13 protein-coding genes are annotated in these 10,823 nt (G+C 68.7%); 7 read left to right on the top strand and 6 right to left on the bottom strand.

Translation table 11 applies throughout. From position 1 onward, the window contains the following. The 5 genes from SSPN_RS59190 to SSPN_RS0103505 form a co-directional block, all read right to left on the bottom strand. On the bottom strand, positions 1 to 312 hold a 312-nt coding region (locus tag SSPN_RS59190; RefSeq protein ID WP_010306978.1), incomplete at its 3' end, for a biotin/lipoyl-containing protein. A 25-nt stretch (positions 313 to 337) separates the two neighbouring features. After that, positions 338 to 1,333: an alpha-ketoacid dehydrogenase subunit beta gene (locus tag SSPN_RS0103520; protein ID WP_010306975.1), complete on the bottom strand. Its 996-nt coding sequence runs from the start codon at positions 1,331 to 1,333 to the stop codon at positions 338 to 340. Positions 1,334 to 1,445: 112 nt separating this feature from the next. Then, complete coding sequence (gene pdhA, locus SSPN_RS0103515; protein WP_010306973.1) at positions 1,446 to 2,546, bottom strand: pyruvate dehydrogenase (acetyl-transferring) E1 component subunit alpha; 1,101 nt, start codon at positions 2,544 to 2,546, stop codon at positions 1,446 to 1,448. Positions 2,547 to 2,568: 22 nt separating this feature from the next. Then, positions 2,569 to 4,113, bottom strand: coding sequence for a dihydrolipoyl dehydrogenase (gene lpdA, locus SSPN_RS0103510; protein ID WP_237710435.1), 1,545 nt, complete (start codon positions 4,111 to 4,113; stop codon positions 2,569 to 2,571). A 312-nt stretch (positions 4,114 to 4,425) separates the two neighbouring features. Further along, a complete protein-coding gene (locus SSPN_RS0103505; RefSeq protein WP_029534936.1) occupies positions 4,426 to 5,634 on the bottom strand; it encodes a PucR family transcriptional regulator in 1,209 nt (402 codons plus the stop codon). A gap of 324 nt (positions 5,635 to 5,958) precedes the next feature. On the opposite strand from SSPN_RS0103505, the gene SSPN_RS0103500 reads away from it, so the two are divergent. Both SSPN_RS0103500 and SSPN_RS54230 read left to right on the top strand, forming a co-directional pair. Next, complete coding sequence (locus tag SSPN_RS0103500) at positions 5,959 to 6,678, top strand: GntR family transcriptional regulator (protein ID WP_049887616.1); 720 nt, start codon at positions 5,959 to 5,961, stop codon at positions 6,676 to 6,678. Between the two features lie 41 nt (positions 6,679 to 6,719). Continuing rightward, a complete protein-coding gene (locus tag SSPN_RS54230; protein ID WP_010306961.1) occupies positions 6,720 to 6,926 on the top strand; it encodes a hypothetical protein in 207 nt (68 codons plus the stop codon). Here the strand turns inward: SSPN_RS54230 and ligD are convergent. Beyond that, positions 6,923 to 7,918 (bottom strand): non-homologous end-joining DNA ligase, encoded by a 996-nt coding sequence (ligD, locus tag SSPN_RS0103490; RefSeq protein WP_010306957.1) that lies wholly within the window; start codon positions 7,916 to 7,918, stop codon positions 6,923 to 6,925. The two genes, SSPN_RS54230 and ligD, sit on opposite strands and share 4 nt — an antisense overlap. Before the next feature lie 174 nt (positions 7,919 to 8,092). Here ligD and SSPN_RS0103485 point away from each other — a divergent pair, with 174 nt between their 5' ends. The 5 genes from SSPN_RS0103485 to SSPN_RS0103470 all read left to right on the top strand — a co-directional run bounded on the left by SSPN_RS0103485 (position 8,093) and on the right by SSPN_RS0103470 (position 10,801). Beyond that, complete coding sequence (locus tag SSPN_RS0103485) at positions 8,093 to 8,851, top strand: DsbA family protein (RefSeq protein WP_010306954.1); 759 nt, start codon at positions 8,093 to 8,095, stop codon at positions 8,849 to 8,851. After that, positions 8,848 to 9,405 (top strand): vitamin K epoxide reductase family protein, encoded by a 558-nt coding sequence (locus SSPN_RS42280; RefSeq protein ID WP_010306950.1) that lies wholly within the window; start codon positions 8,848 to 8,850, stop codon positions 9,403 to 9,405. Before SSPN_RS0103485 ends, SSPN_RS42280 begins: the two co-directional genes overlap by 4 nt. A gap of 147 nt (positions 9,406 to 9,552) precedes the next feature. Then, the gene (locus SSPN_RS59185; protein WP_237710434.1) at positions 9,553 to 9,825 is read left to right on the top strand and encodes an ATP-binding protein; all 273 of its coding nucleotides are present in this window, start codon (positions 9,553 to 9,555) and stop codon (positions 9,823 to 9,825) included. After that, positions 9,822 to 9,986 (top strand): hypothetical protein, encoded by a 165-nt coding sequence (locus tag SSPN_RS59180; RefSeq protein WP_237710433.1) that lies wholly within the window; start codon positions 9,822 to 9,824, stop codon positions 9,984 to 9,986. Before SSPN_RS59185 ends, SSPN_RS59180 begins: the two co-directional genes overlap by 4 nt. Further along, the gene (locus SSPN_RS0103470) at positions 9,983 to 10,801 is read left to right on the top strand and encodes a SigB/SigF/SigG family RNA polymerase sigma factor (protein WP_010306946.1); all 819 of its coding nucleotides are present in this window, start codon (positions 9,983 to 9,985) and stop codon (positions 10,799 to 10,801) included. Before SSPN_RS59180 ends, SSPN_RS0103470 begins: the two co-directional genes overlap by 4 nt. The last annotated feature ends 22 nt before the right edge of the window (positions 10,802 to 10,823 follow it).

The raw sequence follows: 10,823 nt of genomic DNA, 5'->3' as shown, positions 1-10,823 counted from the left end.
GGCCGGAGCCTCGGCGGCGGCCGGGGCTCCAGCGGCGGCGGGCGCAGGGGCCGGGGCGGCTTCCGCCGCGGCACCAGAGCCGTCGCCAAGGATCGCGATCGGAGTGCCGATCGGCACCGTCGCGCCCGCCTCGACGAGGATCTTCTCCAACACCCCGTCGTCGTAGGCCTCCAGCTCCATGACGGCCTTGTCGGTCTCGATCTCGGCCATCACTTCGCCGCGGCTGACCTGGTCGCCGACGTTCTTGCGCCAGGTCGAGATCACGCCCTCCTCCATCGTGTCGGAGAGCCTCGGCATCTGAATCTCAGTCATGGTCTTCCTCGGGTGAGCACAGGCCTCAGCGGCGACGGCCGACGGCGTCCAGCGTCTGGTGGACCGCAGTCGTAAGGGACTCTGCCGACGGCAGCGCGGCGCGCTCCAGCGGCTTGGCGTAGGGCAGCGGGACCTCGGCGGCCGCGACCCGGCGCACCGGGGCGTCCAGGTAGTCGAACGCACCGTCCGAAATGGACGCGGCGATCTCCGCGCCGATGCCGTAGGTCAGCCAGTCGTCCTCGGCGATCACGGCGCAGCCGGTCTTGCGCACCGACTCCACGACCGTCTCACGGTCCAGCGGCCGAAGGCTGCGCAGGTCGACGACCTCGGCGTTGATGCCCTCTTCCGCCTGCAACTTCTCCGCGACCTGCTGGGCGACCATCGCCATCCGCGAGTAACCGATGATGGTGATGTCGGTGCCCTGCTTGGTCACCTTCGCCTTGCCGATCTCGGCGGGCTCGACGACGTCCGGGACCTCGCCCTTGGTGTTGTACAGCGCGAGGTTCTCCAGGAACAGCACCGGGTCGTTGTCCCGGATGGACGCGAGCAGCAGAGCCTTGGCGTCGGCCGGCGTGCTCGGTGCGACGACCTTCAGGCCCGGCACGAACGCGTAGTACAGCTCGATGTTCTGCGAGTGGGTGGCGCCCAGCTGCTGACCGCCGCCGCCCGGGGTGCGCAGCACCATCGGCACGCTGGTCTGGCCGCCGAACATGCCGTAGATCTTGGCCGCGTGGTTGACGATCTGGTCCAGGGCGATCAACGAGAAGTTGATCGTCATCAGTTCCACGACCGGCCGCAGGCCCAGCATGGCCGCGCCGACCGCGGCACCGACGAAGCCCTCTTCGGCGATCGGGGTGTCGCGCACCCGCTTCTCGCCGAATTCCTTCAGCAACCCGGCGGTAATCTTGTAGGAGCCTTCGAAGACCCCGATTTCCTCGCCGATGAGGAAGACGTCCTCATCGCGCAGCATTTCGTCGCGAAGCGTGTCGTGCAACGCTTGGCGATACGTGATGACGGCCAAGGGTGTTTCTCCTGCACAAAAGCATTGGGGGATCCCGTGGATCTCCCGAATTGGCGTCGGGGAGATCCACGGGTCTCAGTGGCGGGGTGTCGCTAGATCGCGGGCGGGTGCCTCAGAAGACCGGGTCGGCCGGCAGGCGCCGCGAGTCGTTGGCCACCGGGGTGGCGTAGGTGTAGTCGAACAGCGTCGAGGGGTCCGGGTGCGGGCTGTCGTCGGCGAACGCGACCGCCGCGTCGGCCTCGGCCTGCGCCTTGCGCTCGATCTCCACGGCGGCGTCCTCGTCCAGGACGCCCGCCTCGATCAGCTCGGCCCGGAAGTTCGCCACCGGGTCGGCCTGCTTGGCCTGCTCGACCGACTCCTCGCTGCGGTACTTCGCCGGGTCGACCACCGAGTGGCCCTTCAGCCGCTCGCTGACCGCCTCCAGCAGCGCCGGGCGACCGGTCTCGCGGGCCTGCTCGACCAGCCGGGTCGCCGCGTCGCGGACGGCCAGCACGTCGTTGCCGTCCACCCGCTCGCCGTGCATCCGGTAGGCCGCAGCGCGCTTGTACAGCTCCGATTCGGCGGAGGACTTGCCGACCGTGGTGCCCATCCCGAGCTGGTTGTTGATCACCACGAACACCACCGGCAGGTTCCACAGCGCGGCGATGTTCAGCGCCTCGTGGAAGGCGCCGATGTTGGTCGTGCCGTCGCCCATCTGGCACATCACGACCTGGTCGCCGCCGCGGTAGTCGATGGCCAGCGCGGCACCGGTGGCCAGCGGGATCTGGCCGCCGACGATGCCGTAGCCGCCGAGCAGCCCGGCCTCCACGTCGAACATGTGCATCGAGCCGCCCCAGCCCTTTGAGGTACCGGTGGTGCGGCCGTACAGCTCGGCCATCACGCGGCCGGGCTCGATGCCCTTGGCGATCGCATAGCCATGCTCGCGGTAGTTGGTGAACAGCAGGTCGCTCTTGCGCAGCGAACGCATCAGGCCGACGATGCTGGCTTCCTCACCGAGGTTGAGGTGGCAGTAGCCGCCGATCTTGGCCTGGGTGTAGCCCTGCGCCGCGCGCTCCTCGAAGCGGCGGATCAGGGTCATCTCGTAGAAGTAGTCCTTCAGGAGCTCCGGCGACTCACCGGCGAACCGTCCGCCGCCGGAGCCGCGTACCGAGCCGCTGCGGCGCGACTTGGTGGCGCGCGTGGCCGGTTTGGTGCGGGTAGCAGTCTGTGCCATCACAGATCCCCTTCTCGTTCGCTCAGCGCTTCTTCGGCGGCGCGACGTGGATCGGCAGGCCCAGCGCGGCCATCGCCGCCTCCATGCCGATCTCGCCCAGGGTCGGGTGCGCGTGGATGGTCTCGGCGAGTTCGTCGAGGGTGGCTTCCAGCGCCAAGGCCAGGGCGCCCTCGGTGATCAGGTCGCTGGCGGAGTGCCCGATGATGTGCACGCCCAGGACCTCGCCGTACTTCTTGCCGGCGACGATCTTCAGGAAGCCCTCGGTGTCGCCATAGCTCTGCGCGCGACCGAGCGCGGCGAACGGGAACTTGGCGGCGACCACTTCGTGGCCGGCCTCGATCGCCTTGGCCTCGGTGAGCCCGACGCTGGCGATCTCCGGGTGGGTGAAGGTGGCGGCCGGGATGACGTTGTAGTCGATCGCGGCGTGGTGCCCGGCGATCGTCTCGGCCGCGACCACGCCCTGGTGCGACGCGACGTGCGCGAGCAGCGCCTTGCCGGTGACGTCGCCGATCGCGTAGACGTGCTCGACGTTGGTGCGCAGCTTGTCATCGACGGTGATGAAGCCGCGCTCGCTGGTGGCGACGCCGGCCTTGTCCAGGTCCAGGCTGGCGGTGTTGGGCTTGCGGCCCACGCCGACCAGGACGACATCCGCGTCGATCTGCTGCGGCTTGGCGCCGTCCACGGTGACCTTCAGGCCGTCGGCGGCCTGGTCGACGCGGGACACGGTCGCCTCGGTGAGGACCTTGATGCCGCGCTTGGTGAACGAGCGGCCCAGCGCCTTGCCGACCTCGACGTCCTCGGCGGGTACCAGGGTCTTCTGCATCTCGATGATGCTGACCTCGCTGCCGAGGGTGGCGAACAGCGTCGCCCACTCGGCGCCGACCGCGCTGCCGCCGATGATCGCGATGCGCTTGGGCACCTCGGTGAGGCCGAAAGCGCCGTCGGAGGTGATCACGCCGGGCAGGTCCGCGCCGGGCAGCGGCAGCTGCACGGGGACCGAGCCGGTGGCGATGATGACGTCGCGGGCCTTGACCTGTTCGATCGGCTGCGCGCCGGCCGGTTCGGCGGCGTAGCGCGGGCCGTCGGCGCCCAGCGGCGACTCACCGGCGGCGTAGACGTCCACGGTGGTCGGGCCGGTGAACCGGGCGTGGCCGTTGATGACGGTGACGCCGTTGCTCTTCAGCAGGCCCGCGACACCGTCGGTGAGGCCCTTGACGACGCTGCTCTTGCGGCGCCTGATCGTGTCGTAGTCGATGGTGACGTTCTCGACGTGCACCCCGAAATCGGCCGCATGCAGCACGGTTTCGTACACCTCGGCCGAGCGCAGCATCGCCTTGGTCGGGATGCAGCCCCAGTTCAAGCAGACCCCGCCGGGCCGCTCCTTTTCCACCACGCCGACCGCGAGGCCACGCTGCGCGGCCCGGATCGCGGCGACGTATCCACCGGGACCGCCGCCCACCACGAGAAGGTCGAACTCCTGCACTTCGCTGTGCTCCTTTGACTGCACGCGCCGGTTACGGAAAGCCTGGATCGAGCGGGCAATTCTTACCCTGAGTGTCGTGAGCACGACCACTTCAGCGCTATGCCCGCTCGCCCAGACTTCTTTCAACGCCGATGTGCAGACTGCACATTTCTGAGCGTGACGCACACAACATGTAACGTATCCGTCACTCATCGTGTTCGAGACGGCTGTCGTCCGGTCGCAGGCACACCTGGGCACAAAATGGCAAGAGTGCGGTGCCGGTTCGACCCCGAAATCGCCCCGCGAAGCCCGAAATGATCAAGTTGTCTGACTGACGCCTTTGCACAGCCGACGTCGCGTCGGATCTCCAAGCCCGAGGTGCTGGCGGTGTTCGTGCGTGCTCCTCAGCGCCCTGTTCTAGTCCCGCAAGCCGTCGCGGAGCCGCAGCGCGGACAGTGCCAGCGACAGGGACACATAGGCCGTACGGCCGTAGAGGGGTTGGCCGATCAGGGACGTGATGCGGTGCAAGCGGTTGAGGACCGTGTTGCGGTGGCAATGGAGGCGGACCGCCGCGTTGGCCGTCGAGCAGTTCTCTTCCAGCCAGGCCGTCAGGGTTTCCAGGAGCATGTCGCGCTCCTTGACCGGCAGCTCAAGGATCGGGCCGAGCTGGGACTCCAGCAGCCGCTGCGCCAGGTCAGGCGACTGCACCAGCAGCGCCTCCGGGAACCGCTCCTCCAAGGTCACCAGCTCCGCCGCCCCGTACGACGAGGTGCCGAGCGTGGTGAGGGCGAGCTGGTGGGCGAGGCCCACCTCCGCGAGTCCGCGCACCGACGGCGACACCGCGACCCGGCCCCGCGCCAGCGGCCGCAGCGCGTCCAGCGCGAGGTCCTTCTTCCCCTGCTCCAGCGCCACCAGCCCCACCAGCGAATCGGCGCGCACCTGCCACACCGAGCGGAAGTGCAAGGCGCTCAGGGCGTTCTGCTGCCCGCGCAACGCGAAACCGCCGTCGTTGGACATCTCGGCGACGATCACCAGGTACAGGCCACCCGTGGGCAGGTCGAGCTCCTTCGCGGTGCGTTGCGCGAAGGCGGTGTCGCGCGCGCGACCCGCGAGCAGGTCCTCCACCAGGGCGTGGCGCCGCTGGTCGTCCCGGCGCAGCCGGTCCAGCTCGGTGTTGCGGTACGACGTCGACAGCGTCGAGGACAACCCGTCGATCACGGTCCACACCGAGGTAGCCACGCTCAACATCGAGTCCGGGTCGGCGCCGTCCTGGTGCGCCTGGTCGACCAGCGCCTCCCAGGCGATCCGGCCGCCCAGCCGGAACGTCCGCAGCATCACCTCCAGCGGCACGCCCTGGTCGGCGCGGCGGCGGCCGATGGCGGCGGCCACGTCGTCGCCGTCGGGCCCGGGCACCTCGCCGCTGAGTATCTGCAGGATGCGTTCGAGGTACTGCCGACAGCCCTCCCAGAGGTCCTCCTTGGGAACAGGGCTGTAGTCCGTCCACTCCGGGTTGTCGGTGAAGATCGCGGCCATCAGCCGCTCGGTGAGGGCTGGCACGTCCGCAAGGCGAGCTCTGGCCAGCGCATGCGTGACTTCGGCGGCGGAGTCGGCAGGATCAGCTACCACGCCCAGGACGATACCGGCCTGCCCAACCCTCCCCGCCCGGAAACAGTCCTTTCACCGCTCGATACGCAGCGGTCCTTCCTGCGCGACGGTCGCGACGTGGCGGCCGGAACGGTCGAAGACGTTGCCGCGTACTCGATGAGTTCGGTCGGGGCGGCGGCCCGCATGTCGCGTCCGGCTCGGCGAGGTCGAGCAGGTCCTGCGGGCGGGGAACGTCCAGGACCAAAGTCAACTACTCCCGGCAGGTGGTATCAAGTTGCACGTGACAGGCGACACAACCGGTACATCGACGTCGCGCGGGGCGGCCGAGCGGTGATCAACGCGGCGATGCCGGCACGTTCCCCCCGGCTTCCCGACGAGCTGGCCGGTCGGCTGCGGGAACGGATCATGACCGGCCGGCTGCGGCAGGGCGAGCACCTGCACCTGGAACGCCTCGCCGAACAACTCGGCGTCAGCGTCACACCGGTGCGGGAGGCGCTGCTGGCACTGCGCGGCGAGGGCTTCGTCGACCTCGAACCGCGCCGCGGGTTCACCGTGGCGTCGCTGAGCCGGCAGGACTTCGAGGACGCCCACCGGGTGCAGGCCACCATCGCGGGCGAGCTCGCGGCCCGCGCGGCGCACCAGATCGACGCCGAACGGCTCGCCGAACTCGGTGCGCTCCAAGAGGAAATCCAGACCGCGTGCCAGTTCACGCTGCTCGACATGGGCGAACTGGTGACCCGCTTCCACGCCGTGGTCTGGCTGGCCGCGGATTCGCCGAAACTGGCCTGGTTCCTCGGAATCGCGATGCACTACACGCCGCGCAGCACCACCGTCGACGTGCCGGGCTGGCGGGAGATGGCCGCGACCGACCATCAGGCGTTGCTGGCCGCGTTGCGGCTCCGGGACCAGGCAGGATCACGCGCCGCGATGTACCAGCACATCACCTGTACCGGACAGTTGCTGATCCATCACCTGCAGCAACGGGGGATGTGGGCCGAGTCGCCCGAAAACCCACCCCCACCAGGGAGTTCCGCATCACACCGGGAACATGAACCGGGTCGCTAACGTTGCTCCCCCTCGTGGCGACACCAGGGTGGGACGCCTGAGTGACGTTCGCCGCATTCGCCTTGTTCGTACGCGAGAAATCGGGGGCATTTGCCATGCAGAGCAACAGCCGCACCTTCGTGTCGGTTGTCGGAACGGTATTGACGGTCGTGACGACCGTTCTGCTCGCGACGTGGAGCCCCCCGCAATCGGAAACCTCGGTACAGCCGGCGGCCAGACAAACGCTCATCAGCAGCGTCAACCGCTAAGCCTCGCGGACCACGTCCTGCGGACGTTTGTCGTTGCGCAGCCCCGAGAAGCGGGGATGCCGCAGCTTGCCGTCGCCGGTCCACTCGGTGAAGCCGACCTGGGCTACCAGCTCCGGTGCCACCCAGTGCACGTCGCGCTCGGCCACCGGGTCGGCGAACGGTGAGCTGTCGCGGGCCAGCTCGTCGAGCTTGCCGCGCAGATCGCGCAGCGTCCGCTCGTCGTAGCCGGTGCCGACCTTGCCCGCGTAGCGCAGCCGCGAATCCGCGTAGTAGCCGACCAGCAACGCTCCGAAACCGAACCGGGAGCCCTTGGGGTCGGTGTAGCCGCCGATGACGAATTCCTGGTCGGCGACGCACTTGAACTTCAACCAGTCGCGGCTGCGCCCGCCGCGGTAGGGCCGGTCCGCGCGCTTGGCGATCAGGCCCTCCCAGCCGCGGCGGCACGCTTCGCGGTAGAACTCCTCGCCGTTGCCGGCCCGGTGTTCGCTGAACCGCAGCGGATCGGTGAAGTCGAAGCACTCGCGCAACAGGCGTTTCCGGGTGCGCAGCGACAGGTCCGTCAGGTCCACGCCGCCGAAGGCGATCAGGTCGAACACGTAGTAATAGACCGCCACGCCGGTGCGGCGGGCCGCGCGCGGATCGGTGAGGTTGATGCGCTTCTGCAGCCGGGCGAAGCTCGTCTGGTCGCCCTCGAACGCGACCATCTCGCCGTCCAGCACGAACCGGTCGGCGCCCTGTTCGGCGAGCGCGTCGATGATCTCCGGGTACGCGGCGTCGACCCGCTTGTGGTTGCGCGACCACAGCACCGGCCGGTCCCCGTCGCAGCCGGCGATCACCCGCGCCCCGTCGAGCTTGCGCTCGAAGATCCAGTCCGGGTCGGAGAACCGGTGGTCGGTCAGCGTCGCCAGCGCGGGCTCGTGCCAGGTTCCGCCGGACCAGGACCGCAGTTCACCGCGTTCGGCGCCGTCGAGCAGGCGCAAGGGATCGTTCATCGATTGATGAATACCCGTTCTTCTCGATCGGGCAAACCAGCCGAGCTGAGAACGAGCTGTGAATGACCTGTGAGTTTCACCCCCGCCAGAATCCCCATTCGGGTTAATGCGAGAAACTGGGATTGCCGTCCCCACCGCGTGAGCGGGCCCGAGCGCCGAAGGTGAAAGCACGCCATGTCGAAGAACAAGAATCTGGTGACCCAGAAGAGCGGGCTGTCCACGAACGTGATCCTCACCATCGTGGTGGTGATCGTCGCCGTGGTGGTGATCGGCGGCGTCCTGATGTTCAGCCGCGGCGGGGCGGACAACAACCCCTCCAATTCCGCCGGCGGTGCGAACGTGGTGGCCGCCGAGATCCTGCGCAAGCCGGACAGCAACGTGCTGACGTCGGCGCCCGAAAGCCGGGTCACCGTCGTCGAGTTCCTCGACTACCAGTGCCCGGCCTGCCACCAGTACTACGAGGCGCTGACCAAGCAGGTCGAGAAGGACTACGCGGGCAAGATCACCTTCGTCGCCCGCAACTTCCCGCTGGACGTCCACCCGCTGGCCCGGCCGGCCGCGCAGGCCGCCGAGGCCGCCGCGCTGCAGGGCAAGTTCAGCGAGATGTACCACGCCCTCTACGACAACTACGACGCCTGGGCACTCGCCGCCGACGGCCAGAACGTCAGCACCGACGAGGCCAAGGCCCGCGGACTGTTCGACCAGTACGCCGAGCAGATCGGCCTGGACCTGGACAAGTTCCACCAGGACATGAACTCGCCTCAGGTCAACGCCAAGATCGACGCCGACACCGCCGACGGCAACAAGGCCGGGGTGCAGGGCACGCCGACGATCTTCGTCAACGGCAAAGAGTTCGACGCGGGCAACGTCAAGACCTACCAGGAGCTCAGCAACGCCTTCCGCAGCGAGCTCGACAAGGAGCTCGTGAAGTGACCGCCGCCCACGCCGTCGAACCGGCCCCTGCCAGGGCGCCCGAGTCGAGCGGCCTCCCCCGCGGCCTCGGCTGGCTGTACGTCGTGGGTGGCGTGATCGGGTTCGCGGGCTCGTTCGCGCTGACCCTGGAGAAGCTGCAGAAGCTGGCCAACCCCGGCTACGTGCCGACCTGCAGCATCAACCCGATCATCTCGTGCGGCTCGGTGATGGACAGCGCCCAAGCAGCGGTGGTCGGGTTCCCGAACCCGCTGATCGGGGTGGCGTCGTTCCCGGTCGTGGTCACCGCCGGGGTGGTGGTGCTGGCCGGATTCCGGCCGCCGCGCTGGTTCTGGCTGGGCATGCAGCTCGGCACCACCCTCGCGGTCGCCTTCATCCACTGGCTGGTGGTGCAGAGCCTCTACGAGATCGGCGCGCTGTGCCCGTACTGCATGATCGTGTGGATCGTGACGATCCCGCTGTTCTGGTACACGACGCTGACTTCGGCGGCAGCAAGTCCCTCGGCGCGGCGCTGCGCCAGTTCCACAGCGTGGTGCTCGTGGTGTGGTATCTGGTGATCGTGGTCCTGATCCTGCAGGCGTTCTGGGACTACTGGACCACTCTGGTGTAGTCGCGCGGGCGTCCGTTTGTTCGGTGCGGGCCTCGGGTACCAGGTGACTGTGAGTGAGGTGTGCCCCGCACCGACCGAGACGAGGTGGCCCGGGATGAGCGTGGAACGCGAGCTCGCGCACGTCGAGCCGGAGACAGCCGCGACGAACCTGGTCGAGGTCCGCATCGCCGCCGAAGCCGCTCAGCTGGCGGTGATGCGAGCCGTCGTAGGCGACCTCGCGATGCGCGCCGACTACGACGTCGACTCGATCGCCGACCTGCGCTTGGCCGTCGACGAAGCGTGCTCGTCGCTGGTCCGGCTGGCCGCCCCAGAGGCGACGCTGGTCTGCCGGTTCCGCACCGGCGGCGACCGGCTGTCGGCGAAGTGATCAGCGACGATGCGTTCGGACCCCGCAAGGACACCTTCAGCTGGCGCGTGCTGAGCGCGTTGGCCGACGTTGTGTCAACCTCGGTCGAGTCGGATCCAGCTGCCAACGGCAGCCACCTGGTGCGGATCGAGTTGACCAAGGGACGGACGGCCCACGTGTGAAACGAGCGGATTCCAAGCCGACCACGCATTCGCGCAACGAGCGCTACGACCGGCTGGCGCCGCTCTTCCGCGAGCTCGCGAAGCTCGGCAAGCAGGATCCGCGGCGTTCCGGGCTCCGTGAAACGCTGGTCACCGAGCACCTGCCGGTGGCCGAGCACATCGCCCGGCGTTTCAGCCACCGCGGCGAGTCCCAGGAGGACCTCACCCAGGTCGCCACGCTGGGCCTGATCAACGCGGTGGACCGGTTCGACCCGGAGCGCGGGGTGGACTTCCTGTCCTACGCGGTGCCGACGATCATGGGCGAGGTCCGCAGGCACTTCCGGGACACCGGCTGGGCGGTGCGGATGCCGCGCCGGCTGCAGGAGCTGCACCTGTCGGTGTCGGCGGCGATCGCCCGGCTGTCCCAGGAGCTGGGCCGGGCGCCGACGCCGAGCGAACTCGCCAAGCACCTGGGAATCAGCACCGACGACGTCTACCGCGGCCTGGAGGCGGGCAACGCCTACCGCAGCGCTTCGCTGGACGAGCTGCTCACCGACACCGACGAGATCCCGCTCGGCGACGCGATCGGCTCCGACGACACGGAGCTGGCCGAGGTGGAGAACCGCGAGATGGTCCGGCCGCTGCTGGAGGACCTGCCGGACCGGGAGCGCCGAATCCTGGTGATGCGGTTTTTCCGCGGCATGACCCAGACGCAGATAGCCGAGCAGATCGGCATCTCCCAGATGCACGTGTCCCGGCTGCTGGCCCGGACCCTCGGCTGGCTCCGCCAACGCCTCGAAGAGGAACAACCCACCGAGAAGGTCGGCAAGAACTAGGGCCGCCTTGAGCGGCCGTGAA

It is taken from the genome of Saccharopolyspora spinosa NRRL 18395 (assembly GCF_000194155.1).
GTDB lineage: Bacteria > Actinomycetota > Actinomycetes > Mycobacteriales > Pseudonocardiaceae > Saccharopolyspora > Saccharopolyspora spinosa.
This window is presented reverse-complemented; position numbering and strand designations above follow the sequence as displayed.